We start from the raw sequence: 25,602 nt of genomic DNA on the forward strand, positions 1-25,602 counted from the left end.
GCTCTCCGGTTCGCTTGATCCGGCAGCATATCCTATATAGTGGGCCCCGAAGGCCGAAATTCTGACGCGAACCGTCGTTACTTCGGCGCGCAACGCGGTGCCGAACGTGCCCGCTTGGGGAGTTGTGGGGGCTCCCGCGGCATGGTGTCGATTTCGCTGTTTGTCGAGTTGCTGCGCACCCGGCCGCTGACATTGTTCTGGAGCATGGCGGGGCTTCAGCTCGTCCTTTGGACGCTGGTGCCGCTCGTGTTCTACACGGCGCCGCCCGGGCAGCTTCCGCTCGTGCTGGCGCTCGGCCACGAATTTCAACTCGGCACCGACTTCGGTCCACCGCTTGCGTTCTGGCTTGCCGAACTGGCTTATCGCGCATTCGGCATGTTCGGCGTCTACCTGCTCTCGCAGGTCTCCATCGTCGTGACCTTCTGGGCCGTGCTGGCGCTCGGCCGCGCGGTGGTTGGCGAGGTCCATGCCGTGATGGCGGCGCTGCTGATGGCAGGCATTGCAGTGTTCTCGGTGCCGACACCCGAGTTTGGGCCTGCGATCCTCGCCGCGCCGCTGTGGGCGCTGTTGCTCTATCATTATTGGCGCGCGGCCGGCAGCGGCGACGTCCGCTATTGGCTCGCCGCCGGCATCGATGCGGGTCTGCTCCTGCTCACCACCTATGCCGGTCTGATCCTGCTCGGCCTCGTCGTGATGTTCCTGCTTTGGAGCCGGGTCGGACGCTCGCATCTGGAGACCGTGGGTCCCTGGATCGCGGGCCTGGTGATCGTGATCATCGAATTTCCCTATCTGATCTGGCTCGATCTCGGCGGCGGCACCAACCTGATCGGCCTCGACGATGTCGTGCAGAATCTGCGCACTTACGCTTGGCTGCTCGTGGCCTTGGTCCTCAGCCATGCCGGGCTTGCCATCCTCGTCATCCTCGCCCGCGGCTATTTCTTTCCGTCGCGCAGCAAGCCGCCCGAGGTGCAGCGCGAGCCGGTGGATTCCGGCGCCAAGGTGTTCGTCTATTTCTTTGCGCTCGCGCCGATCCTCGCGATGGCGCTGTTTGCACTGATCAGCCATCGGCCGGAAAACTTCATGGCCGCCCCGCTCGCGGTGATGTCCGGGCTTGCGGTGGTGGTCGCGGCCGGCGACCGCATCCGCATCGAGCATCAATATGTGATCGGCTATGCCTGGGCCGCGTTGATGATCCTGCCGCCGGTGCTGGTCGCGTTCGCGGTGACGATCCAGCCATGGATCTTCGCCATCGATCTCAAGGTCGGGAGGCCGGCGCGTGACATCGGTTCGTTCTTCGCCGAAAGCTTCCAGCGCCGCACCGGCAGGCCGCTCGAGATCGTGGCGGGCGATCTGCCGACCGCGGCGCTCATCTCGCTGGCCGCGCCGAGCCGGCCGAGCCTTTATATGCAGTCCGCGCCGGAATATCTGCCGAAGGTGACGCGGAGCGAGATCGAGGAGAAGGGCGCCATCGTTGTCTGGCCCACGGCCGATGTCGGCGGCAAACCGCCGGCCGAAATCCTGCAAGCGTTTCCCAATCTTGTCGCCGAGGTGCCGCAGGCCTTTGCGCGCCGCTTCCAGGGCCGCATGCCGCTGATGCGGCTTGGCTGGGCCATGATCCGTCCGCGCACGCCGGGCGCAGCCCCTGACGTACAGGCGCAGCCGGAGCCGCAGCAGATGCAGCCGATTCCGTTGCCGCCACCCGAGCTCGAGCCGCCGGCACTGCCGCCGCAGCCGGCGCCGCCAGCGCCTCCACCACCGCCGCCCGTGCAACACCAGGCACCGCCGCCTGCAGCATCGCCGCCGCCGCGTCCGCGTCCGTCACGGCCGCCGCCGGATCGCTTCGCGCCTCAGTGATAGCTCTCGCCCGGCTGCACCTTGCCGCGGAACAGCCAATACACCAGCGCCGTGTAGGTCAGCGCGAGCGGCAGGAACACCAGCGTGCCGATCAGGATGAAGATCTGGCTCGCCGGCGGCGCCGCGGCCTGCCAGATCGTGATCGAGGGCGGCACGAGATAGGGAAACCAGGAGATCACGAGCCCGAGATAGCCGAGGAGAAACATCGCAATCGCCGCAAAGAACGGTCGGACTTCGCGGCCCTTCTCTAGGGCATGCCAGCCGCCGAAGGCGATCAGCGCGGTCACCGCGGGCACGGGCCAGAGATAGAGGGTGTTGGGCAGCGAGAACCAGCGCTGCGCGATGGCGGGCTGGGTGAATGGCGTCCACAGGCTGACCGCGCCCATCAGAACGAGCACGGCAAGCAGCAGCCTCTTGGCTTGCTGGCGGGCACGGTCGGCGACCGGTCCGGCTGTCTTGAGCACCAGCCATGTGGCGCCCAGGAACGCATAGCCCGCGACCACGCCCACGCCGCATAGCAGCGCGAATGGCGTTGCCCAGTCGAAGGCGCCGCCGGCGAACGCGCCGTTCTCGACGCGGATGCCCTGGATCAGGCCGGCGAGGATCACGCCCTGGCAGAAGCTCGCGAGCGTCGAGCCTGAGGCAAACGCGAAATTCCACCAGACCTTGCTGCGCGATACGGTGCGGAATTCGAAGGCGACGCCGCGAAACACCAGCGACAGCAGCATGAAGATCACCGGCAAATAGAGCGCCGGCATGATCACCGCATAGGCTGGAGGGAAAGCCACGAACAGGCCGACGCCGCCGAGCACCAGCCAGGTTTCATTGCCGTCCCAGAACGGTGCGATCGAACGCATCATCTGATCGCGTTCGGCCTCCGAACTGGACGTCGGAAACAGGATGCCGATGCCGAGATCGAAGCCGTCGAGAATGACGTACAGCGCGACCGCGGTGCCGATGAGCGCCGCCCAGATGACAGGCAGGTACCATTCCATGACGGGCCTCCTGCTCTCTCGTTAGCTTCCGCCGCCGAACACTTCGCGTCCCCTGTCGGCCGCCGCGGCGATGGGCCGGTTCGGCAGACTTTCCTCGTCGTGGGACGCGCCCGGCCGCGGTCCGCTCTCGATCAGCCGATTGATGTAGTAGATGCCCATCGTGAACACGATGCCATAGACCACCACGAACAGGATGAGCGTGGTCAGCACGTGGCTGGCCGAGACCGGCGAGATGGCGTCCGCGGTGCGCAGGATTCCGCGCGCGATCCAGGGCTGGCGGCCGGTCTCGGTGACAACCCAGCCCGAGATCACGGCGACGAAGCCGATCCACCACATCTGCGACATCACGCGCAGGTACCACCGCGTCTCGAACAGCGTGCCGCGCCACCAGAGAAACGCGCCAAAAAGCGCGGCCGCCACCATGAAGAAGCCGACCGCGAGCATGATGCGGAAAGCGAAGAACACCGGGACCACCGGCGGCCGCTCGGACGGCGGCACGTCCTTCAGGCCCGGAAACAGACCGTTCCACTCATGCGTCAGAACGAGCGATGAGCCATGCGGGATCGAAATCTCGAAAAGGTTCTTTTCGGCTTTTTGATCCGGCCAGGCAAAGATCGCGAAGTCGCCGGGCTTCGAGCCGTCCCAATGGCCTTCCATCGCCGCGATTTTCGTCGGCTGGTGCTTGAGCGTGTTGAGCCCGTGCTGATCGCCGATCAGCACCTGCAGCGGCGCGAGGATGGCGGCGAGCCCGATGGCCATGCGCAGCATCGTGCGGGCTTCGTCGACATGGCGTCCGGCGACGAGATAACGGGCGCCCACCGCAAGCACGACAAAGGCCGTGGTCAGATAGGCCGCATTGAGCATATGCGCGAAACGATACGGGAATGTCGGATTGAAGACGACCGCGAGCCAGTCGACCGGATAGGCGATGCCATCGCGGACCTCATGGCCGGCGGGCGATTGCATCCAGCTGTTGGCCGACAGAATCCAGAACGCGGAGGTTGCGGTGCCGATAGCGACCACCGCGGCCGACAGAACGTAGAGCCACGGCGGTACGCGGTTGTAGCCGAACAGCAGAATGCCGAGGAAGGTCGCCTCCAGGAAAAAGGCGGTCAGCACCTCGTAGCCGAGCAGGGGGCCGAGCACGTTGCCGACGACCACGGAGAATCGGCTCCAATTGGTCCCGAACTGGTAGCTGAGCACGATTCCCGACACGACGCCCATCGCGAACGACACCGCGAAGACCTTCACCCAGAAGCGCATCAGCACGTGGTAGCGCTCGGCATCGGTCTTCAGCCACAGCGCGCCGAGCGTAGCGATGTAGGCCGATAGCCCGATCGTGAAGGTGGGAAATATGATGTGGAATGTGATGGTGAAGGCGAACTGGAGACGAGCCAACAGGACAGCATCGAGGTCCATGATGCAATGCTCCGGCACCTTTCTTCGCCGCCTAATGTCGAACTCGCTGTTGAATTCCGCAAGTGCCTGATGTGTCGCGGCCTGCGCATCGCTATGCTGCAAATGCGCTGGGAGTTAACTGGGGGATTGGCAATGAGCGACACCGCGGCAAAGCCTGTGGGCTTTCTGGAGCGCACCTTCGGGCTTGCGCAGCACGGCACCAACGTCCGCACCGAATTCGTTGCAGGAGCGACCACGTTCCTGACCATGGCCTATATCTTGTTCGTCAACCCGCAGATTCTCGGCAATGCCGGGATGGACAAGGGCGCGGTGTTTGTTGCGACCTGCATCGCGTCGGCGGTGTCGACGTTGGTGATGGCGTTCTACGCCAACTATCCGATCGCGCTCGCGCCCGGTATGGGGCTGAATGCGTTCTTCGCGTTCACAGTGGTGCTTGGGTACAAATATTCGTGGCAGCAGGCGCTGGCGGCGGTGTTCTGCTCGGGCGCGATCTTCCTGCTGCTGTCGCTTTTCAGGGTCCGCGAATACATCATCGATGCGATCCCGAAGAACTTGAAGCTCGCGATCTCGGCGGGGGTCGGCCTGTTTCTCGCGATCATCGCGCTGGAAGAGGCCAAGATCGTCGTGGCGCATCCGGCAACTCTGGTGACGCTCGGCGATCTCAAGCAATGGCCGGCGGCGCTGTGCCTGCTGGGCTTCGTGCTGATAGCGGCGCTGAACTATCGCAAGGTGATCGGCGGCACGGTGATCGGCATTCTGGTTGTCACCATCATCGGTATTCCGCTCGGGCTCGCGCAATTCAACGGCGTCGCTTCGATGCCGCCGTCGCTTGCGCCGACGCTGTTCAAGCTCGACTTCTCCCGGATCGCCGAGCAGACATTCCTGATCGTGGTGTTCAGCTTCCTCCTGGTCGACGTGTTCGACAATGCCGGTACGCTGATCGGTGTGAGTCATCGCGCGGGCCTCCTCGACAAAGACGGCAAGCTGCCGCGGATGCGGCAGGCGCTGCTCGCCGACAGCTTCGCCGCGATGTTCGGCTCGCTGATCGGCACATCGACCACGACGAGCTACATCGAAAGCGCGGCCGGGGTTGCGGCCGGCGGCCGCACCGGCATGACGGCGATGTTCGTTGCGCTGTTCTTCATTCTGGCGCTGTTCTTCTCGCCCCTTGCCGGCATGGTGCCGGCCTACGCCACCGCTGCGGCACTGCTTTATGTCGCCTGCGTGATGACCCAAGGCCTCGCCGACATGGCCTGGGACGATCTCACCGAATACGCGCCAGCGGTGGTGACGGCTGTCACCATGCCGCTGACCTATTCGATCGCGACCGGCATCGGCCTTGGCTTCATCACTTACGTGTTGGCCAAGGTCATCGCCGGCAAGTTCACCGAGGCGAAGCCCGCCGTGGTGATCCTGGCACTGATCTTTGCCGCCAAATTCGCAATCACAGGATGAGAATGATGCGAGGACTGAGGTTCGCCGGCGTGGCTTTGGCTGCGGCATTTGCACTTGGCGCGAATCCCGCAAATGCGGCCGACCTGAAGATTTTCGGCTCGCGCGTCACCAAGGTCATCGTCGGTGAGCTGGGGCCAAGCTTCGAGAAAGCCAACGGTTTCAAGCCGGAGGTGGTGGCCGACGTAGCTGCCGTGATGAAGCGGCGTATCGAGGGCGGTGAGCCATTCGATCTCGCCGTGCTGGTCGATTTCCAGATCGACGACCTGATCAAGTCCGGAAAAATCCTGGCCGACACCCGCACGGACATCATGTCGTCGGGCATTGGCGTTGCGGTCAAGCGCGGTGCGCCGAAGCCGGACATCAGCACGGTCGAGGCTTTCAAGAAGACGCTGCTGAACGCCAAGTCGATCACCTACCTGAAGGAGGGTGCGAGCACGATCCACCTGCGCAAGGTGTTCCAGCAGCTCGGCATCGCCGATGCAATCAAGGGCAAGGCGGTCGAGACCGCGGGCGAGGAGGTGTCGGAGTTCGTCGCCGAGGGCAAAGTCGAGCTTGGCCTGATCGTCACGCCCAATATCATGTCGGTGCCGGACGCCGAACTGGTCGGCCCGCTGCCGGCCGAGATCAATTCCGTGGTGATGTTCACGGCCGGCGTGTCGGCGCAATCGCCGAACCAACAGGCGGCACGCGAGTTGATCAAGCTCCTGAAGAGCCCTGAGGCAAAGCCTGTGATCAAGGCCAAGGGCAACGACCCGGCTTAGGGCATGGCCTCAGTCATGGCGGCAATATCGAGAAGCTCACGCTGCCCAATTGGCTCGGCGTCGCCTTGATCGCGCGCGATCCTCGTCGCGTACCGCTGAGCCGCCGGCGCTACGGCTTGAGGCCGTAGCGCACGAACTCCTCGGCAATGTCGCGGCGGATCGCCTTCGCGGCGGTCATGTCGGCCGTGCCGCCAGTCCGGTCGCCCTTGCGGGTCTTGGCGAGGCCGCGGCCATAGAGCGAGCCGGCAAGCTTCGGATCGAGCTTCAGCGCCGCGTCATAGTCCTTCATCGCGCTGTCGAGCTGATTGAGCTTCAGATAGACGAAGCCGCGGGTGTCCAGCACGTCGGGCGCATCGGCGTTGATCTTCAGCGCCTGATCGCAGTCGGCAAGCGCCTGCTGCGTCTGGCCGCTCACCGCGCGCACCCAGCAGCGCGCGTTCCAGGCGTCGGCATTGCCGGGCTGTATCCTTGTGACCTCGCCATAGTCGGCGGCGGCTCGGGCGAAGTCGCCCTTGCGCTGGTAGGCCGTGCCGCGGTTGTTGTAGGAGAGCGCCAAATTCGGGTTGGCCTTGATCGACTGATTGTAATCGGCAAGCGCGCGCTCGAGATCGTTCTTGGCTTCATAGGCCTGGGCGCGGCTGTTCAGGTAATCGGGGTCCGAGCCGTCGAGACGCAGGGCCTGGCTGTAATCGCCGATTGCGCCGTCGAGGTCGTTCTTGCCGACCTTGGCGTTGCCACGGAAGTAATAGGCGTTGGCGAGATTCTTGGTCGTCTCGGTGATGATGGCGTCGCAGTTCTTGATTGCGATATCGGCTTCGGACGACTTGCCGTCGTTCATGCAGTATGCGGCGGTCTGCGCCGAGGTCTGCTGGGCTGGCGTTGCTTTGCTTGGAGCCTCCGCGGCCTGGCTCTCAGCCTGAGAATCCGGCACAGGCGAGGGGAGCGGAGCAGCCTGCTGCGGCGTCATTGGAGACGGCTGGGTCTCTATGGGCTGGGCTTGCACCGGCTGAGATTCTGCCTGGGGAGCTTGCACGAGCTCACGGACCGGCACGGGCTCTTGGGTCGGCACGCCGCTCAATTCGGTCTGCGCCGGAGGCCCGGCAAGCTCGGACGGTGCCGGCTGATCGGGCTTCACTTTCGGCCGGAAGCCGAAATAGCCGCCCAAACCGATGGCGAAGATCAGCAACGCGCCCAGCATCAAAAGCTTAGACGATGGAAGGCTGCGCCGGTCACTAGTCATGATCAGTCCCCGAATGCATCGAAATGCCCCCGGTGCCGCGCAATCCCGGTGGCGATTTCATCACAAGCATGCGAGCATCATCATTGCGTCCCAGCGGTGAAACGCAATGCGGTCCGCGTTCTTTCTGTTGCTCAGGTTAATTTGCTATCCGGCGCTGGCGGTCATGCTTGCGGCGGCGATCGCGCTCGCCGTCGTTTGGGTTAACGGCCAATGCCCGCCGTTCGATGAGGTCGGCGTCACCTGCGCAACCAAATCCTCTCAGGCGCTTGCGGACTTTGGCATTACGATCGCGCTGTTTTCGGCGATCACCGGAATTCCCGTGATCCCTGCGCTCGGTGGCGCGGCTTTCCTGTTTTTCGACCTGCGCCGCAAGCGAAAGCCTGGTCTCGACAAGCCTTAACCGAGCGCCTTCTTGATCGCGAGCAGATCGCGCCAGGCGAGCCGCTTGCCGATCGGCGAACGCAGGAGATAGGCCGGGTGCAGCATCGGCATGGCACGGATCTCGCGCGTGCCGGTCTGATAGGAGAACCAGCGGCCGCGGTTTTTCATGATGCCTTGCACGTTGAGCAGCGCGCCGGTGGACGGCTGGCCGATGGTGACCAGCACGTCCGGGTCGCAAAGCTCGATCTGGCGCTGAACGAACGGCAGGCAGATTTGCGTCTCGACCGGCGTCGGCGTGCGATTGCCCGGCGGCCGCCACGGCACGATATTGGCGATATAGACCTTGCTTCGATCGAGCCCGATTGCAGCCAGCATCCGGTCGAGCAATTGTCCGGACTTGCCGACGAAGGGCAGGCCCTGCCGGTCTTCCTCGGCGCCCGGCGCCTCGCCGACCAGCATCAGCCGCGACCCCGGCGTGCCGTCAGCAAACACGAGCCGGCTCGCGCCGTTCTTCAGCGCACAGCCGTCGAAGCCGTCGAGGATGGTTCGCAACTCGTCAAGGCTCGCGGCACTGCGCGCGGCCTCGCGAGCCGTCATCACGGCGGCATCGGGCGGTGGCGGCACCGGAGCGGATGGCAGAATGGACGCACTGACGGCGCGCACAGGCGCAGGGGAACGTGGCGCAGGGGAACGTTGCGCAGGGGCCGGCTCCGGCGCGGCGGCAGGCGCGGGCTCTTCGGCGGACAGCCAGTCGTTCGGCTCGTCGCGAAGCGCGATATCCACACCCGCTTCGCTGTAGAAAGCGAGCAGGTCGCGGTTGGCCTTGGCGCGGTCGATGTTCATCCCGGCAGATATAGTCAGTCGAACAGCCGGTGCGCAGGCCCGCTCTGCAAAAGACCGAGCAGCACGATGATCAAACCGCCGGCCACGGTGCCGAGCGCAGCCCCGATGATCGCCATCAGCAGCGGCCTAAAATGGTCGGGCGCTCGCTCGCTGGCCACCTCCTTGGCGTGCATCTCGATCGCGGTGTTGATGAGCACCTGAATCTGATCGGCGTTGAGCGGGCTGCTGGCTGCGTCGCCCTCCGGCTTCTCGGCGGAAGCCTTGCCGTTGGCCCCTTCCTTTGCCTCGCGCTTGATCGATTCCGAAAAGCGCCAGCGAAGCAGGACGCGCGGCTCGCCACGTAGCGTATAGGTCTTGAAGAATTCCGGATGTTGCTCGAAAACAGCCTGCCATTTCTTGCGCTCGGCAAACTTGATGGGAGACTGATCGAGTTGGTCGGATGTCAGCTCTTCGCTGGCCTCCAGCTCCGCGACCCAACGATTCAGGGTGGCGGACGGGCGATCTGCCACGGCCATTGTCTGGAGAGCTGCGATAACATTCGCCAGACGATCCGTTTCCAGATAGTGGCTCTTCGCCATTTCCTAGCCCTCAACTCCCCAAGCTGGGCTATCATGCGACGGAGAAAATGCATGTGCAACAAAAGGTTGCGAGTTTACCATGTCTGATCAGATGCCCGCCCGCGAATCCATGGAGTTCGACGTCGTTATCGTCGGCGCGGGCCCGGCGGGGCTTGCTGCAGCGATTCACCTTAAGCAGCGTTCGCCTGAACTCGGCGTCGTGGTGGTCGAGAAGGGTTCCGAGGTTGGCGCCCACATCCTGTCGGGCGCGGTGATCGACCCGATCGGCCTCGATCGCCTGCTGCCGGAATGGCGTTCCGAAGACACGCCGATCAAGACGCCCGTGACCGATGACCGGTTCTACTGGCTCGGCCAGTCCGGTGGCATGCGGCTGCCGAATTTCATGATGCCGCCGCTGATGTCGAACCACGGCAACTTCATCGTCTCGCTGGGGAATGTGTGCCGCTGGCTCGCCACCAAGGCCGAGGCGTTGGGTGTGGAAATCTATCCGGGCTTCGCCGCGACCGAGGTGCTGTTCGAGAACGGCGCGGTGGTCGGCGTCGCCACCGGCGACATGGGCATCGCCAAGGATGGCAAGCCGCGTGGCGACTTCACCCGCGGCATGGAGCTCAAGGCTAAATACACGCTGTTCGCCGAGGGCGCGCGTGGCAGCCTGTCGAAAATACTGATCGCAAATTACGGCCTCGATCGTGGCCGCCAGCCGCAGAAGTTCGGCCTCGGCCTGAAGGAGCTCTGGCAGGTCGCGCCCGACAAGCACAAGCGCGGCCGGGTGCAGCACAGCTTCGGCTGGCCGCTCGGCAATTCCACGGGCGGCGGCTCCTTCCTCTACCACTTCGACGACAACCTCGTGGCGGTCGGCTTCGTCGTGCATCTCAACTACTCGAATCCGTATCTGTCGCCGTTCGAGGAATTCCAGCGCTTCAAGACCCACCCGGACATCAGCGGCATCTTCGAGGGCGGCAAGCGGCTGTCCTATGGCGCGCGTGCCATCACCGAAGGCGGCTATCAGTCGGTGCCGAAGCTCACCTTCCCGGGCGGAGCGCTGATCGGCTGCGCCGCGGGCTTTGTGAACGTGCCGCGCATCAAGGGCAGCCACAATGCGATCCTGTCCGGCATGCTTGCCGCGACGCATATCGCCGACGCGCTGACGCAGGGCCGCGCCCACGACGAGATCGCAAGCTACGAGGAAGCGTGGCGCGACGGCGAGATCGGCAAGGATCTCTGGAAGGTCCGCAACGCCAAGCCGTTGTGGTCGAAGCTCGGCACGACGCTCGGCATCGCCGCCGGCGGCTTCGACATGTGGACCAACACGCTCGGCTTCTCGCTGGTCGGCACGCTTGCCCACGGCAAGCCGGACTCCGATACGCTCAGGCCCGCGAACGAGTGCAAGCCGATCGCCTATCCCAAGCCCGACGGCAAATTGACCTTCGACCGCCTGTCATCGGTATTTCTCTCGAACACCAATCACGAGGAGGATCAGCCGCCGCATCTGCGTGTCGGGGACATGGCGCTCCAGCAGTCGTCCGAGCACGACATCTATGCCGGGCCGTCGGCGCGGTATTGCCCGGCCGGCGTATACGAGTGGGTCGAGGAGGCGGGAAAGCCGCGGTTTGTGATTAACGCGCAGAACTGCGTGCATTGCAAAACTTGCGACATCAAGGACCCCAACCGGAACATCACCTGGGTGCCGCCGGAAGGCAGCGGCGGGCCCAAGTATTCGAATATGTGAAGTCAGTTCCTGGCTGATTTTTAGGCTTCGTCACGATGCTGCCACACCGCGGGTTTGCAAGGTGTTGGGGGGATGGCGCGTGGCTGGGGCGTCCTTGCGGCGGCGCAGTAAAAAGGCCATCCTGCAGGCGACTCGGAGGGCTGGCGCACCGCCGCCCATGGAGGCATTCACTCGTGAACGTTTCGAAGAAATTTCGCCATTTGGCAGGGGTCGTGCTTGGCGCGGCCGCGCTTTGTTTGCCCGCAACACTGTCGGCGCAGGGGACCTCGCAGAACCCGCCTCTGGGACAGACCTTTACTCCTTCGGCAAGCGAGCTTGCCCGCCTGACGATGTCGGGCAGCTATCTCGCGGCGCGCCACGCCGGCACGCAACGCGATGCAGGCGCCGCCGCCGCCTACTACCGCGCAGCGCTCCGCAACGATCCGAAGAACACCGAACTCCTGCAACTTGCCTTCCTCTCGGTGCTGTCCGAGGGCGATGTCGAAGAGGCGACGCGTCTTGCCGAACAGGTCATCGTCATCGACAAGAATGACAGGATCGCGAGGCTCGTGATCGGCGTCAAAGCGCTCAAGCAGAAGAAATACCAGGCCGCCAAGCAGAACCTGACGCAGTCGGTGCGCGGGCCGATCACCGATCTCGCCGCGACGCTTCTCGCCGCCTGGGCAAGCTACGGCGCCAACGACGCGAAAGGCGCGGTCGAGGCGATCGACAAGCTGCAGGGCGCCGAATGGTACGCGCTGTTCAAGGACCTGCACGCGGGTCTGATCCTCGACTTGTCGGGCGGAAAGAAAGAGGCCGGCAAGCGTTTCGACCGGGCGGCCAAGCTCGACGGCTCGGCGCTGCGCATCGTCGAGGCTTACGGCTCCTGGCTGTCGCGCAACGGCAACAAGGAAGAGGCGCTCAAGGTCTACAAGGCCTTCGATGCGCAGTTGCCGCGCCACCCGCTGATCACTGAAGAGATGGACCTGCTCAACAAGGGCAAGACCGTGCCGCCCATCGTCGACAGCCCGCAGACCGGCGCTGCCGAAGTGCTCTACGGCCTCGGCGCCGCGATCGGCCGCCGCGGCGGCGAGAATCTGGGACTTGTCTATCTGCAGCTCGCGCTCTACCTCGCGCCCAATCAGCCGTTGGCGCTGCTCTCGCTCGCCGATCTCTACGAGCAGGTGAAGAACCCCGAGCTCGCGATCAAGATGTATGAGCGGGTGCCGCAGAACTCGCCGTTGCGCCGCAATGCCGAGATCCAGCTTGCCACCGATCTCGACAGCCTGGATCGCACCGACGAGGCCAAGCAGCGCCTCGGCAAGCTCATCGCCGAGCACGGCGACGACACCGACGCCATCATGGCGCTGGGCAACATCCTCCGCTCTCGCAAGGCGTTCGACGAGTGCGCCGACGTCTACGGCAAGGCGATCGCCCAGATCGCCAATCCGGAGCGGTCGAACTGGCTGGTCTATTACTTCCGCGGCATCTGCAATGAACGAGCGAAGAAGTGGGACCGCGCCGAGGCCGATCTGAAGAAAGCCCTGGAGCTGTTTCCCGATCAGCCGCACGTGCTGAACTATCTCGGCTATTCCTGGATCGACCAGGGCACCAATCTCGACGAGGGCATGCGGATGATCCGCCGTGCGGTCGAGCAGCGGCCGGACGACGGCTACATCGTCGACTCGCTCGGCTGGGCCTATTACCGGGTCGGCAACTACGACGAAGCGGTGAAGAATCTGGAGCGGGCCGTCGAACTGAAGCCCGAAGACCCGACTATCAACGATCATCTCGGGGATGCGTATTGGAAGGTTGGCCGGACGCTCGAGGCGAACTTCCAGTGGTCGCACGCCCGGGACCTCAAGCCCGAGCCTGAGGATCTGGTGAAGATCAAGCAGAAGATTGCGAGCGGTATGCCGGAAGAGACTTCGGTCGCCAACGGCAAGAAGAAAGCGGACGGGGAGGCCACCCAGCCGAACTGACCGGCCAGTCGAACCGAATGCGCACAATGCCCGGCTCTGCCGGGCATTGTTGTTATCACAGTGCTGTTGCGATAATCGCAACAGCGGCGGATAAGTTGCCATTATGGCAACTCTCGTCGAACTCGCTCCCGCCAAGGTCAATCTGACGCTCGCGGTGCTGGGCCGCAGGGCCGACGGCTATCATCTGCTCGACAGTCTCGTGGTCTTTGCCGGCATCGCCGACCGTCTCACGCTTGCGCCCGGACCGACGCTGTCGCTGAAGGTTCGCGGCGAGACCGCCGAGCAGGCCGGACCGCTCGACGACAATCTGGTGCTGAAGGCCGCTCGTGCGCTCGCTGTCGAAACGCCTGGCCTGACGCTCGGCCGCTTCACTCTCGAGAAGCATCTGCCGGTCGCGGCCGGGCTCGGCGGCGGCTCGTCCGACGCTGCCGCGGCGCTGCGGTTGCTCGCCCGCGCCAACCGGCTCGCGCGTCACAATCCGAAGCTCATCAAGGTTGCGCCCACGGTGGGCGCCGATGTGCCGGTCTGCGTCGATCCGCGGCCGCGACGGATGCGCGGCATCGGCGAGGCGCTCTCAGTGCCGCTGAAGATGCCGAAGATCGCCGCCGTGATGATCAATCCCGGCGTCGCGGTCCCGACCAAGGACGTGTTCATGCGGCTTGGGCTCAAGCCCGGCGGACCTGTGCGCCGCGCGGCGCCTTCGCGCGCGCTGCCGCGCGGTCTGGAAGACTTCGTCGCCTATCTTGCAAAACACGGCAACGATCTCGAACCGCCGGCGATCGAGATCCAGCCGGTCATCGCGCGTGTGCTTCTGGGGCTTCGCGAGACCAAAGGCTGCGTGCTGGCGCGGATGTCCGGCTCAGGCGCAACCTGCTTTGGTCTGTATGCGTCCCCGCGTACCGCCGCAGCGGCCGCGAAAAGCATATCGGCCGCCCAGCCCACATGGTGGGTGAAGGCGACAAGCTTCGGCTGATCGCCCTCAGGTCTGCACGTCAGTGTCAGTGCGTTCTGGCGGTGCAGAACTCCACCGCCTCTTCCAGCGCCTGCTTCATCTCCGACGCCGGATAAAGCGCGAGAGCGTCGCGGGCGATGGCGCCGTAGTGCTGGGCGCGCTTGATGGTGTCTTCCAGCGCCCGGTGTTTGATCATCAGGCCGACCGCGGTTTCGAAATCGCTGTCGGACACCTCGCCCTTCTCCAGCGTCTGCGTCCAGAACGCACGCTCGCTTTCCGAGCCGCGGCGGAACGACAGCACCACCGGCAGGGTGATCTTGCCCTCGCGGAAGTCGTCGCCGGTGTTCTTGCCGAGCTTGGCCGCCTTGCCGCCGTAGTCGAGCGCGTCGTCGACCAGCTGGAAGGCGATGCCGAGGTTCATGCCGAACGAGCGGCAGGCGGCGGCCTCGGCCTTCGAGCGTTGCGTCAGCACCGGGCCGACCTCGCAGGCCGCGGCGAACAGCTCGGCGGTCTTGGCGCGGATCACGGCGAGATATTCGTCCTCGGTGGTCGCGGTGTTCTTGGCTGCGCCGAGCTGCATCACCTCGCCCTCGGCGATCACGGCTGCAGCCGATGACAGGATTTCGAGCGCGCGGAGCGAGCCGACCTCGACCATCATCTTGAAAGCCTGGCCCAGCAAAAAGTCGCCGACCAGCACGCTCGCCTCGTTGCCCCAGACCTTGCGGGCGGCCGGGCGGCCGCGGCGCATGTCGCTCTGGTCGACCACGTCATCGTGCAGCAGCGTCGCCGTGTGCATGAATTCGACGGCGGCGGCGAGCTTGATATGGCCGTCGCCGGAGTAGCCGTTCAGCCGCGCCGTGGCGAGCGTCAGCATCGGCCGCAGCCGCTTACCACCCGATGAGATCAGATGGTTGGCGACCTCCGGGATCATCGTGACCTCGGAGCCGGTGCGCGACAGGATTTCGGAATTGACCCGGCCCATATCGGCGTTCACGAGCTCGACGAGCCGCTCGATTGTGGCATCTGCCGGACTGAAGGGGACGACGACGGCCAAAATGGTTCTCCAAGGCGAGGCAAATCGGACGGTGCGGACAAACGCGGCCCCGCAGATAACACGGGAACACATAGAAGCGCTATGATATGCGGGCAAGGGTGCCGGCGGGGGCTGCGACAAGGATTTCTCCCGATGCCAAGGCAGCCGGCAAAAGAGCGCCCGGCCGGGCGCAGAGAGCGGGCGCCAATGTTGCGGAAGGATGTCAGAAATACCGCTTTGCTCGCCGCTGGATGCGGTCGGATCGCGGCGTCGCTTACGCCGGCCGGGGAGTGGCGGCGGAGCTGACGACCGTGCACGAACTCGTTCGCACCAACAACGCCGTGCTGATCACCGCGATCGAAGCACTCCTGAAAGCCGCCGAGATCCCGCACTTGGTGCTCGACCAGCATATGAGCGTGTTGGAAGGCTCGCTCGGAATCCTGCCGCGCCGCATCCTGGTTGAGGAGACCAGCATCGAGGATGCCAGGCGACTGCTGGAGGACGCGGGCCTCGCGCACGAATTGCGGCCTGACAAACCGGCGCTCTATGCCGAGCTGACCGACGACGCCGTGCTCGGCGGACGATTGCGGCTCAAACAGAAGAAGCGCGGTCATCGCGTCGGCCACGATGCCATTCTGCTGGCTGCCGCGACCGCAGCACGCGCCGGCGATCGGATCATCGATTTCGGATCGGGAGTCGGTGCCGCTGGCTTGGCGCTCGCCATGCGCATCCCGGATGTCGAGGTCACGTTGCTGGAGCTCGATCCGGAGTTGTCCTCGCTCGCTATCGAGAACATCGAACGCAATGGGCTTTCGGAACGGGCGAGGGCGGTGACGCTCGACGTCGCCGGCCCGGCCGCCGACTACGCCGCAGCTGGGCTCACGCCCGGCTCAGCCGATCACGTTCTGATGAATCCACCGTTCCACGATCCGTCGCGGCAGAACGTGTCGCCTGATCCTGGCAGGCGCCTCGCTCACGCGGCGTCCGAAAGCCTCTTGGTGGATTGGATCGACGCCGCGTCGCGCGTGCTGCACTCGGCGGGCTCGCTGACGCTGATCTGGCGCGCTGACGGACTCGGTGACGTTCTCGCTGCGCTCGGCGAGCGCTTCGGCGGCATTGCAGTGCTGCCGGTCCATGGCCGTGCCGGCCAGCCGGCCATTCGCATCCTTGTTTGCGCGCACAAGAGCAGCCGCGCGCCGCTGATGCTTTTGCCTGGACTGGTGTTGAACGGTGAAGACGGCAAGCCGACCGCAGAAGCTGAAGCGGTCTTGCGCGGCGCGCAGGCGCTGCCGATGTCTGGTCGTTAGGCGGTCAGGCCGCGGAACGGCGTGCGACGGTGCGGATCAACGCGCCCGGATGGGCCGCAAGCACGATCGCCGTCATTAACACGAACAGGAAAAGCAGCTTCATACCCGGTTCCAAAATTAACGGCTTAACGCCCCGTCGGCCTTGATGTTCCGGGAAATCTGCCTGGGGTGTGTTAACAATGAATGACTCGTAAAGTGGTCAAGAGAGATGGTTGCCGATGTCTGAAGTCACCCCGATGCAGCGTGTAGGCGCCATGCTCGCGCCGCTTATTCCGGCGCGTTTTCGCTCCGATATTCCGGTGGTTCCTGTGGTGCGGCTGAGTGGCGCGATCGGCATTTCGACGCCGCTGCGGCCCGGCATGACAATGGCCAATGTCGCCCGTTCGCTCGAGCGCGCCTTCGCCATCAAGAACATCAAAGGCGTCGCGCTTTCGATCAATTCTCCGGGAGGTTCGGCGGTCCAGTCGCACCTGATCTTCAAGCGCATCCGGGCGCTTGCCGACGAGAAGAAGGTGCCGGTGTTTGCCTTCGTCGAGGATGTGGCGGCCTCTGGCGGCTACATGATTGCCTGCGCCGCCGACGAGATCATCTGCGACATGTCGTCCATCGTCGGCTCGATCGGAGTGATCGGCGGCTCGTTCGGCTTCGACAAGCTGATCGAAAAGATCGGCGTCGAGCGGCGGCTTTACACCGCAGGCGAGCGCAAGGGCATGCTCGATCCGTTCCTGCCGGAAAAGTCCGACGAGGTCGAAAAGCTGCACGCCATCCAGCGCGGCATTCACGAGGGCTTTATCGAACTCGTGAAGTCGCGGCGGGGAAGCAAGCTCGACAGCCGCGAAACGGCCTTGTTCTCTGGGGAATATTGGACCGGTCGGCGGGGTCTGGAACTGGGACTGGCCGATACCATCGGCGACCTCCGTGGGGTCCTGCGAGACCGCTTTGGCGATAGGGTCCGCACCCCGCTGATTGCCGACCGTGGTTTCTTCGGGCGGCGGGTGCCGGGGATAGGCGCCGGTGCGGGATCGGGGCTTTCGTCGCTATGGAGCGGAGCCAACCTTGCCGAAGATGTCATCGCGGCGCTGGAAACACGCGCGCTTTGGGCACGTTATGGATTGTAGATCGAACCGCTAGACTGTGACGGAACACCAAGTACACCGACCCTGAGGAGAATCTCATGCCTGCGTTGCCACCCCTTGTCGCCTGGACGCTTGGCGCCATCGGTGCCGTCGTGGTGATGAAGCTGATCAGCCGCGAATGGCAACGCATCAACGGCGAATTGGATCAGGTCCGTCCGGTGCGGGTCACCGACCCTGAGCGCGCGCGGCTGCCGAAGCTCCGGCGCGATCCGGTGACCGGCGAATACCGTCCCTATCGCTGATCGTCTTTGATTCCTCGTTCGCGCACGACCTTGCCCCAGCGGTCGTATTCCTCTTTGAGGAATTTGCCGAACTCTGCAGGGCTGTTGGCGACCGGGATCGCGCCGGACTGGATCAGCTTGTCCTTCACCACCGGATCATTGACCGCTGCAACGAAGGCGTCGTGAAGCCGCGTGATTGTCGCGGGCGGCGTGCCGGCGGGAGCCAGCAGTCCGTACCAGTTGTCGACCGTGGTGTCCGGATAGCCCTGCTCGGCGAGTGTCGCCACGTCCGGCAGCATCGGATTGCGCCGGCCTGACGCCGCGCCCAGCGGCTTGACCTTCCCGCCCTTGATGTGGGGCATCAGCACCGGCGCATCGGCGGCGAACACCTGGACCTGGCCGCCGAGCAGATCGGTGAGAGCAGGCGCCGCGCCACGATAGGGCACATGCACGAATTTCACGCCGGCAGCGCTTTGGTAGAGCTCCAGCGCCAGGTGTGTGTTGGAGCCCACGCCGGTCGAGGCGAAGGTCATTTCGCCCGGCTTGGCCTTCGCTGCGGCGGTGAGGTCTTTCATCGAGTTGAAGGGCGACTCGGCCTTCACCACGATGAGTGTGGTGTTGAGCACCACCAGCGTGATCGGAGCGAAGTCCTTGATGGCGTCGTAGCGGACGTCGGTCCGCATATGCGGTGTCACGCCCAGCGCACCCAGCGTGGTGAGAAACAGCGTGCTGCCGTCGGGCGGTGACTTCGCCACATAGTCGGCGCCGATCGCGCCGTTGGCGCCGGGCTTGTTCTCGATGACGATCGGCTGGCCCAGGATGTCCTTGACCTTGTCCGCCACCAGCCGGCCGACGAAATCAGTGGGGCCGCCGGCCGGGAAGGCGATCACGATGCGAATCGGCCGGGAGGTATCCTGCGCCTGGGATACGGTGGCCGACGCCGCAAAGGCGAAAAGCGCGCAGGCGAAAGCGGCAAGGCGTAGCGGCACGAAATCCTCCCATTCGATCGGCCCCGACTGGCCGATGTTTTGGGCGACCCTATCGTGCCAGGACCCATGTGGGGAGAGCCTGTTCCCGCGCCTTGACCCCCGAAAGCTGCGCCGTTAGGTCTCACCCCGCGCGTTCTGGGACTCCTTATGGCCGACGATCTTCCCGCTCACATGCGCCCGGAACGCTCGTTCCAGGGGCTGATTCTGGCGCTGCAGCGGTTTTGGGCCGACCAGGGCTGTGTCATTCTGCAGCCCTACGACATGGAGGTCGGCGCAGGCACGTTCCATCCGGCGACCACGCTGCGCGCGCTCGGTCCCAAGCACTGGAACGCGGCCTATGTGCAGCCATCCCGGCGGCCGAAGGACGGCCGTTACGGCGAGAACCCGAACCGGCTCCAGCATTACTACCAGTTTCAGGCGATCCTGAAGCCATCGCCTCTCGACATCCAGGACCTCTATCTCAAGTCGCTTGCCGCGATCGGCGTCGACTCCAAGCTTCATGACATCCGCTTTGTCGAGGACGACTGGGAAAGCCCGACGCTCGGCGCCTGGGGCCTAGGCTGGGAGTGCTGGTGCGACGGCATGGAAGTCTCGCAGTTCACCTACTTCCAGCAGGTCGCGGGCTTCGAATGTGCGCCGGTTGCGGGCGAACTGACCTACGGCCTGGAGCGCCTTGCGATGTATGTGCAGGGCGTCGACCGCGTCTATGACCTCAACTTCAACGGCCGCGAGGGCGCCGAGAAGGTCACGTACGGCGACGTCTTCCTGCAGGCCGAGCAGGAATATTCGCGGCACAATTTCGAGCACTCGGACACGAACATGCTGTTCGAGCAGTTCCGGATGGCCGAAGGCGCCTGCAAGCGTTACCTCGAAGCCGGCTGGTCCGAGGATGGCAATCGCCATCTGATGGCGCTGCCCGCTTACGACCAGTGCATCAAGGCGAGCCATGTGTTCAATCTGCTCGACGCCCGAGGCGTCATCTCGGTGACCGAGCGGCAGAGCTATATCCTTCGCGTGCGCGAACTGGCCAAAGCCTGTGGCGAGGCCTGGCTCAAAACCGAGGCGGGAGGTGCAGCATGAGCGGTACACCTGAGATCGGCGGTCGCAGACCGATCGCGATGAACGTGGAAGCAGGCAAGAGCTACTGGTGGTGCGCCTGCGGGCGCTCGAAGGCGCAGCCGTTCTGCGACGGCTCCCACAAGGGTACGGAATTCTCGCCGCGCGAGTTCAAGGCGGAGAAATCGGAAGAGGCGTGGTTCTGCACCTGCAAGCGCACGGCCAATCAGCCGATGTGCGACGGCAGCCATAAGAAACTTGCGACGACGTAATGCCTGATCTTCTGCTCGAATTCTTCTCCGAGGAAATCCCGGCCCGCATGCAGGCGCGGGCCGCGGAGGATTTGAAGAAGCTCGTGACCGACAGGCTGGTAAATGCCGGGCTGACCTACGAGGGTGCGACCGCATTCGCGACGCCGCGACGGCTTGCGCTCGCGGTCGCCGGCATCCCGGTGCGCCAGCCCGACGTGAAGGAAGAGCGCAAGGGTCCGCGGATCGACGCCAACGAAAAGGCGATCGCTGGATTCCTCAAAGCCGCGGGGCTGGCTTCCGTCGAGCAGGCCAAGATCGAGAAGGACCCGAAGAAGGGCGACTTCTACGTCGCGGTGATCGAGAAGGCCGGACGGCCCGCGATCGACGTGATCGGCGAGATCGTGCCGGAGGTCACCACCGCGTTTCCGTGGCCAAAGGCGATGCGCTGGGGCGAGGCCTCGGCCCGGCCCGGTGCGCTCAACTGGGTGCGGCCGCTGCATTCCATCATCGCGACCTTCGGGCCTGAGACCGAAGAACCCGAGATCGTGAAGTTCGAGGTCGGCGGCGTTGCATCGAGTGACATCACGCACGGCCATCGCTTCCTCGCGCCCGACGCGATCAAGGTGAAGCGTTTCGACGACTACATGGCCAAGCTCGAGAAGGCCAAGGTCGTGGTCGATCCGGCGCGGCGCGCGCAGATGATCCTCACTGACGCGAAGAACCTTGCCTTCGCCCAGGGCTTCGAACTGATCGAAGACGAAGGCCTGTTGGCTGAAGCCGCGGGTCTGGTCGAATGGCCGGTGGTGCTGATGGGCTCGTTCGACGCGGCGTTTCTCTCGATCCCCGAAGAGGTGATCCGCGCGACCATCCGCAACAACCAGAAGTGCTTCGTGGTCCGCGACCTGAACACGTCGAAGCTCGTCAACAAATTCATCCTCGTTTCGAACATCGAAGCGACCGACGGCGGCAAGGCCATCGTCGCCGGCAACGAGCGCGTCATCCGCGCGCGGCTGTCCGACGCCAAGTTCTTCTACGAGACGGACCTCAAGACGCGGCTTGAAGACCGGCTGCCGAAATTCGAGCACATCGTGTTCCACGAGAAGCTCGGGACGCAGGCCGAGCGCATCAACCGCATGATCGCGCTGGCGGGTCATTTGGCGCCTATCGTCAACGCCGATGTGGCGCTGGCCGAGCGCGCCGCTTGGCTGTGCAAGGCCGACCTTCAGACCGAGGTGGTCGGCGAATTCCCCGAGGTGCAGGGCCTGATGGGCCGCTACTACGCGGAAGCGCAGGGTGAAGACGAAGCCGTCGCGCACGCGATCGAGGATCACTACAAGCCGAAGGGCCCCGACGATCTGGTGCCGGCAGAGCCAGTGTCGATCGCGGTCGCGCTCGCCGACAAGATCGATATCCTCACAGGCTTCTGGGCGATCGACGAGAAGCCGACCGGTTCGAAGGACCCCTACGCGTTGCGCCGTGCGGCGCTCGGCGTCATCCGGCTGGTGCTCGACAACAATGTCCGGATGCCGCTGTTGCCGGTGTTTGCCAAAGCGCGCTCCGATGCCGACGGCCGCGATCTGCTCTCATTCTTCGCCGATCGCCTGAAGGTCCAACTCCGCGAGCAAGGCGCGCGCCACGATCTGGTCGACGCCGTGTTCGCCCTCGCAGGTCAGGACGATCTGGTGCTGATCGTCCGCCGCATCGAGGCGCTGGCCAAATTTCTCGAAACCGACGACGGCAAGAACCTGCTCGCCGGTGTCAAACGCGCGACCAACATCCTCCGTATCGAGGAAAAAAAGGACAAGCTCGAATACACCGAGGCGCCCGATGGTGCCATGTTGCAGCAAGCCGAAGAAAAGGAACTTGCGGCCGCGATCGGCGTTGCCAAGCTCGAGGCCGACCTTGCGATCGTGCGCGAGGACTTTGCCGCCGCCATGACCGCCATGGCCAAGCTCCGTCCCCGCGTCGATGCCTTCTTCGACAAGGTGACGGTCAACGTCGACGACGTGGCGCTGCGCGCGAACCGCCTGCGGCTCCTCAACGAGATCCGGGTGACAACCCGGGCAGTCGCGGATTTCTCCAAGATCGAAGGATAAAATGTCAGGGCCGGCGCAAGACCGGCCACGTGGCGGATGGGCCGCTCATAACAAAAGGCCAATTGAGGAAACGCCGGTGAGGGGTCTACAAAGCGCCCCGACGAGACAGCGAGATCACTGATGGCACGCCGCCCTGCATCCTCCAAAAAGACATCCGCCAAAGGCAAGCCCGCGAAAGCCAAAGCCCGCGCGGGCTCGAAGCCCGCCAAGGCTGCTGGCAGGCCCGCCGCAGCCAAGTCTGTGGCAGCAAAGCCTGCGGCCGCCAAATCCGCAGCGGTAAAATCCGGCCAGTGGGTCTACGTCTTCGGCGGCGGCAAGGCGCAAGGACGCGCCGGCATGAAGGAGCTTCTCGGCGGCAAGGGCGCGAACCTCGCCGAAATGGCCAACCTGGGCCTGCCTGTGCCGCCGGGCTTCACCATCACCACCGCGGTCTGCACCGCCTACTATGCCAACGCCAGGAAATACCCGAAGGATCTGGAGAAGCAGGTCGACGCGGGGCTTTCGCATATCGCCAAGATCACCGGCCGCAAGTTCGGCGATCCGGCCAATCCGCTGCTCGTTTCGGTGCGCTCCGGCGCGCGGGCCTCGATGCCCGGCATGATGGATACGGTGCTCAATCTCGGCCTCAACGACGAGACCGTGGAGGCGCTGGCCAAGCAATCCGGTGACCGGCGCTTCGCTTACGATTCCTACCGCCGCTTCATCCAGATGTATTCGAACGTGGTGCTCGACATTGAGCACCACAATTTCGAGGACATTCTCGAGGAGCACAAATCGCGGGCGAACTACACGCTCGACACCGATCTCACCGCCGACGACTGGATCGAGGTGGTCAAGCTCTACAAGAGCCGCGTCGAGGAGGAGCAGGGCACGCCGTTCCCGCAGGATCCGCGCGATCAGCTCTGGGGCGCGATCGGCGCCGTGTTCGGGTCGTGGATGAACGCCCGTGCCATCACGTATCGCCGGCTGCACAGCATTCCGGAAAGCTGGGGCACCGCGGTGAACGTGCAGGCCATGGTGTTCGGCAACATGGGCGACACGTCCGCCACCGGCGTCGCCTTCACGCGCAATCCGTCGACCGGCGAGAAGCGGCTCTACGGCGAATTCCTGATCAACGCCCAGGGCGAAGACGTGGTGGCGGGCATCCGCACCCCGCAGGAGATCACCGAAGCGGCCCGCAAGGAGTCCGGCTCCGACAAGCCGTCGATGGAGACCGCGATGCCCGCGGCCTTCAAGGAACTCACCCGCATCTACGGTACGCTGGAAAAGCATTACCGCGACATGCAGGACATGGAGTTCACGGTCGAGCAGGGCAAGCTCTGGATGCTGCAGACCCGCAACGGCAAGCGCACCGCGAAGGCGGCGCTGCGCATCGCGGTCGAACTCGCCAATGAAAAGCTGATCACGAAGGATGAAGCGGTGGCTCGCATCGAGCCGGCCTCGCTCGATCAGCTGCTGCATCCGACCATCGATCCCAAAGCCGAGCGCAACGTCATCGCCACGGGCCTGCCGGCGTCGCCGGGCGCAGCCTCGGGCGAGATCGTGTTCAGCTCCGACGAGGCCGCCGAGCTCAAGGCCGAGGGCAAGAAGGTCATTCTCGTCCGTGTCGAGACCTCGCCGGAGGACATCCACGGCATGCACGCTGCCGAAGGCATTCTCACCACGCGCGGCGGCATGACCTCGCACGCCGCCGTGGTGGCGCGCGGCATGGGCAAGCCCTGCGTCTCGGGCGCGGGCTCGCTCCGCGTCGATTACAACGCGCAGACGCTGCAAGCCGGCAATGTCGTGCTGAAGCGCGGCGAACTGGTCACCATCGACGGCTCGACCGGCCAGGTTCTGGCCGGCCGGGTGCCGATGGTCGAGCCCGAGCTGTCCGGTGAATTCGGCACGCTGATGGGCTGGGCCGACAAGGTGCGTTCGCTCGGCGTTCGCGCCAATGCCGATACGCCGGCCGATGCTCGGGTTGCCGTGCGCTTTGGCGCACAGGGCATCGGGCTCTGCCGCACCGAGCACATGTTCTTCGACGAGGCGCGCATCCAGGCGGTGCGCGAGATGATCCTCTCCGACACAACCGATCAACGGAAAAAGGCGCTGGCCAAGATTCTGCCGATGCAGCGTGGCGATTTCGTCGAGCTGTTCGAGATCATGCAGGGCATGCCGGTGACGATCCGGCTGCTCGATCCGCCGCTGCACGAATTCCTGCCGCACACCGAGGAGGACATCGCCGAGGTTGCGGCCGCGATGGGCGTCGATCCGAAGAAGCTCGGCCATCGCGCCAAGGAGCTGGCCGAGTTCAACCCAATGCTGGGCTTCCGCGGCTGCCGCATTGCCATCGCCTATCCGGAGGTGGCCGAGATGCAGGCGCGGGCGATCTTCGAGGCCGCGGTCGAAGCCGGCAAGCGCACCGGCAAGCCCGTGGTACCCGAGGTGATGGTGCCGCTGATCGCGACCAAGGCCGAGCTCGATATCGTGAAGGCGCGGATCGATGCGATGGCCGCCGAAGTGCAGAAGGAGAGCGGCAGCAAGCTCAACTATCAGGTCGGCACGATGATCGAGCTGCCGCGTGCGGCGCTGATGGCCGACGAGATCGCGCAAAGCGCCGAGTTCTTCTCGTTCGGCACCAACGATCTGACGCAGACCACCTTCGGCATCAGCCGTGACGATGCCGCGTCGTTCCTCGGCATCTACACCCAGCGCGGCATCCTGCCGGGCGACCCGTTCGTGTCGATCGATCAGGAGGGCGTCGGTGCGCTGGTCCGGATCGGCGTCGAGCGTGGCCGCAAGGTGCGCGGCAAGCTCAAGGTTGGCATCTGCGGCGAGCACGGGGGCGATCCCGCGTCTGTCGCGTTCTGCCACGAGGTCGGCCTCGACTATGTGTCGTGTTCGCCGTTCCGTGTGCCGATTGCGAGGCTTGCGGCCGCACAGGCCGCACTCGGCAAAAAGGCTGCCGGCGAGGCCTGATTTACCTGTTAGATCGTATCGTCGCGGGCGACCACGGGTTGCCACGATTGGCCGGCGCCGACCATGCAGGTCAAACCATTGGGCGCGGTCGCCACGATGGTCCAACTGCCCTTGGCGCTGGTGAACACCTCAGCGACGGTCCCGGCGTCGGATAGGCCCTGGGCGCTTGGGCTTTCGCCGTACTGCTCGCGTAGCAGGCGCACGATGTCTGCGCGTTGGCCGCACGGCGTCGGCAGCATGTGAGGTGGTGGTGGCGTGCCTTGAGGAGGCGACGTTTCCGGCTCGCTCAGGGTCAGGTCCGCAGGCAAGGTGGCCATCAGGGCCGCGGCCGCGATCAGCAAAGCTCGGTTGGCGACTCGGGGCATGGTGATCTCCTTCAGGCAG

22 protein-coding genes and 1 pseudogene are annotated in these 25,602 nt (G+C 64.7%); 15 read left to right on the plus strand and 8 right to left on the minus strand.

What is annotated here, in order from left to right; all coding sequences use genetic code 11:
- Positions 1-141 precede the first annotated feature (141 nt).
- On the plus strand, positions 142-1,854 hold the full coding sequence (locus RHPLAN_RS13400) for a glycosyltransferase family 39 protein (protein ID WP_068018535.1): 1,713 nt from the start codon (positions 142-144) through the stop codon (positions 1,852-1,854).
- On the opposite strand, the gene cydB is transcribed toward RHPLAN_RS13400, so the two are convergent.
- Both cydB and RHPLAN_RS13410 read right to left on the minus strand, forming a co-directional pair.
- Positions 1,848-2,849: a cytochrome d ubiquinol oxidase subunit II gene (gene cydB, locus RHPLAN_RS13405; protein WP_068018538.1), complete on the minus strand. Its 1,002-nt coding sequence runs from the start codon at positions 2,847-2,849 to the stop codon at positions 1,848-1,850. The genes RHPLAN_RS13400 and cydB overlap by 7 nt on opposite strands.
- Positions 2,850-2,870: 21 nt before the next feature.
- A complete protein-coding gene (locus RHPLAN_RS13410; protein WP_068031133.1) occupies positions 2,871-4,268 on the minus strand; it encodes a cytochrome ubiquinol oxidase subunit I in 1,398 nt (465 codons plus the stop codon).
- Between the two features lie 132 nt (positions 4,269-4,400).
- Between RHPLAN_RS13410 and RHPLAN_RS13415 the strand changes: the two genes are divergently transcribed.
- A complete protein-coding gene (locus RHPLAN_RS13415; protein WP_068018541.1) occupies positions 4,401-5,723 on the plus strand; it encodes an NCS2 family permease in 1,323 nt (440 codons plus the stop codon).
- Positions 5,724-5,728: 5 nt separating this feature from the next.
- Positions 5,729-6,484 (plus strand): molybdate ABC transporter substrate-binding protein, encoded by a 756-nt coding sequence (locus RHPLAN_RS13420; RefSeq protein ID WP_198164909.1) that lies wholly within the window; start codon positions 5,729-5,731, stop codon positions 6,482-6,484.
- 109 nt (positions 6,485-6,593) lie between these two features.
- Here the strand turns inward: RHPLAN_RS13420 and RHPLAN_RS13425 are convergent, their stop codons facing one another.
- A complete protein-coding gene (locus RHPLAN_RS13425) occupies positions 6,594-7,682 on the minus strand; it encodes a tetratricopeptide repeat protein (protein ID WP_068018548.1) in 1,089 nt (362 codons plus the stop codon).
- Between the two features lie 148 nt (positions 7,683-7,830).
- Here RHPLAN_RS13425 and RHPLAN_RS13430 point away from each other — a divergent pair, with 148 nt between their 5' ends.
- On the plus strand, positions 7,831-8,124 hold the full coding sequence (locus RHPLAN_RS13430; RefSeq protein ID WP_068018551.1) for a hypothetical protein: 294 nt from the start codon (positions 7,831-7,833) through the stop codon (positions 8,122-8,124).
- Here RHPLAN_RS13430 and RHPLAN_RS13435 read toward each other — a convergent pair.
- Positions 8,121-8,948, minus strand: a complete 828-nt coding sequence (locus tag RHPLAN_RS13435; protein ID WP_068018555.1) for a uracil-DNA glycosylase — start codon at positions 8,946-8,948, stop codon at positions 8,121-8,123. The two genes, RHPLAN_RS13430 and RHPLAN_RS13435, sit on opposite strands and share 4 nt — an antisense overlap.
- 14 nt (positions 8,949-8,962) lie before the next feature.
- On the minus strand, positions 8,963-9,526 hold the full coding sequence (locus RHPLAN_RS13440) for a hypothetical protein (protein ID WP_068018559.1): 564 nt from the start codon (positions 9,524-9,526) through the stop codon (positions 8,963-8,965).
- Between the two features lie 79 nt (positions 9,527-9,605).
- Between RHPLAN_RS13440 and RHPLAN_RS13445 the strand changes: the two genes are divergently transcribed.
- The 3 genes from RHPLAN_RS13445 to RHPLAN_RS13455 all read left to right on the plus strand — a co-directional run bounded on the left by RHPLAN_RS13445 (position 9,606) and on the right by RHPLAN_RS13455 (position 14,189).
- Entirely contained in the window at positions 9,606-11,255 is a 1,650-nt protein-coding gene (locus RHPLAN_RS13445) for an electron transfer flavoprotein-ubiquinone oxidoreductase (protein WP_068018561.1), read from the plus strand.
- Positions 11,256-11,428: 173 nt separating this feature from the next.
- The gene (locus RHPLAN_RS13450; RefSeq protein WP_068018564.1) at positions 11,429-13,216 is read left to right on the plus strand and encodes a tetratricopeptide repeat protein; all 1,788 of its coding nucleotides are present in this window, start codon (positions 11,429-11,431) and stop codon (positions 13,214-13,216) included.
- Positions 13,217-13,319: 103 nt separating this feature from the next.
- On the plus strand, positions 13,320-14,189 hold the full coding sequence (locus RHPLAN_RS13455; protein ID WP_068018566.1) for a 4-(cytidine 5'-diphospho)-2-C-methyl-D-erythritol kinase: 870 nt from the start codon (positions 13,320-13,322) through the stop codon (positions 14,187-14,189).
- Between the two features lie 25 nt (positions 14,190-14,214).
- Here the strand turns inward: RHPLAN_RS13455 and RHPLAN_RS13460 are convergent, their stop codons facing one another.
- Entirely contained in the window at positions 14,215-15,222 is a 1,008-nt protein-coding gene (locus RHPLAN_RS13460) for a polyprenyl synthetase family protein (protein ID WP_068018569.1), read from the minus strand.
- Positions 15,223-15,452: 230 nt separating this feature from the next.
- Between RHPLAN_RS13460 and RHPLAN_RS41025 the strand changes: the two are divergent.
- The 4 genes and pseudogenes from RHPLAN_RS41025 to RHPLAN_RS13475 form a co-directional block, all read left to right on the plus strand.
- Positions 15,453-15,695 (plus strand): annotated as a pseudogene (locus tag RHPLAN_RS41025) (putative signal transducing protein); the annotation flags it as partial.
- 27 nt (positions 15,696-15,722) lie between these two features.
- Positions 15,723-16,508: a tRNA1(Val) (adenine(37)-N6)-methyltransferase gene (locus tag RHPLAN_RS13465; RefSeq protein ID WP_068031136.1), complete on the plus strand. Its 786-nt coding sequence runs from the start codon at positions 15,723-15,725 to the stop codon at positions 16,506-16,508.
- Positions 16,509-16,726: 218 nt separating this feature from the next.
- Positions 16,727-17,626: a S49 family peptidase gene (locus tag RHPLAN_RS13470; RefSeq protein WP_068018573.1), complete on the plus strand. Its 900-nt coding sequence runs from the start codon at positions 16,727-16,729 to the stop codon at positions 17,624-17,626.
- A 56-nt stretch (positions 17,627-17,682) separates the two neighbouring features.
- Positions 17,683-17,886: a hypothetical protein gene (locus RHPLAN_RS13475; RefSeq protein WP_237180134.1), complete on the plus strand. Its 204-nt coding sequence runs from the start codon at positions 17,683-17,685 to the stop codon at positions 17,884-17,886.
- Here the strand turns inward: RHPLAN_RS13475 and RHPLAN_RS13480 are convergent.
- The gene (locus RHPLAN_RS13480) at positions 17,877-18,854 is read right to left on the minus strand and encodes a Bug family tripartite tricarboxylate transporter substrate binding protein (RefSeq protein ID WP_068018576.1); all 978 of its coding nucleotides are present in this window, start codon (positions 18,852-18,854) and stop codon (positions 17,877-17,879) included. The two genes, RHPLAN_RS13475 and RHPLAN_RS13480, sit on opposite strands and share 10 nt — an antisense overlap.
- Before the next feature lie 147 nt (positions 18,855-19,001).
- On the opposite strand from RHPLAN_RS13480, the gene RHPLAN_RS13485 reads away from it, so the two are divergent.
- The 4 genes from RHPLAN_RS13485 (at position 19,002) to ppdK (ending at position 25,218) form a co-directional block, all read left to right on the plus strand.
- Positions 19,002-19,934 carry a glycine--tRNA ligase subunit alpha gene (locus tag RHPLAN_RS13485; RefSeq protein WP_068018578.1) on the plus strand — a complete coding sequence of 311 codons (933 nt, stop codon included), beginning with the start codon at positions 19,002-19,004 and terminating at the stop codon, positions 19,932-19,934.
- Positions 19,931-20,182: a CDGSH iron-sulfur domain-containing protein gene (locus RHPLAN_RS13490; protein WP_068018582.1), complete on the plus strand. Its 252-nt coding sequence runs from the start codon at positions 19,931-19,933 to the stop codon at positions 20,180-20,182. The genes RHPLAN_RS13485 and RHPLAN_RS13490 overlap by 4 nt, the downstream gene beginning before the upstream one ends.
- The gene (gene glyS / locus RHPLAN_RS13495) at positions 20,182-22,257 is read left to right on the plus strand and encodes a glycine--tRNA ligase subunit beta (RefSeq protein WP_068018583.1); all 2,076 of its coding nucleotides are present in this window, start codon (positions 20,182-20,184) and stop codon (positions 22,255-22,257) included. The genes RHPLAN_RS13490 and glyS overlap by 1 nt, the downstream gene beginning before the upstream one ends.
- 120 nt (positions 22,258-22,377) lie before the next feature.
- Positions 22,378-25,218 (plus strand): pyruvate, phosphate dikinase, encoded by a 2,841-nt coding sequence (ppdK, locus tag RHPLAN_RS13500; RefSeq protein WP_068018586.1) that lies wholly within the window; start codon positions 22,378-22,380, stop codon positions 25,216-25,218.
- A gap of 8 nt (positions 25,219-25,226) precedes the next feature.
- On the opposite strand, the gene RHPLAN_RS13505 is transcribed toward ppdK, so the two are convergent.
- The gene (locus RHPLAN_RS13505) at positions 25,227-25,583 is read right to left on the minus strand and encodes a hypothetical protein (protein WP_157100249.1); all 357 of its coding nucleotides are present in this window, start codon (positions 25,581-25,583) and stop codon (positions 25,227-25,229) included.
- Between the last annotated feature and the right edge of the window lie 19 nt (positions 25,584-25,602).

Origin of the sequence: Rhodoplanes sp. Z2-YC6860 (assembly GCF_001579845.1) — a bacterium.
Classification (GTDB): Bacteria; Pseudomonadota; Alphaproteobacteria; order Rhizobiales; family Xanthobacteraceae; genus Z2-YC6860.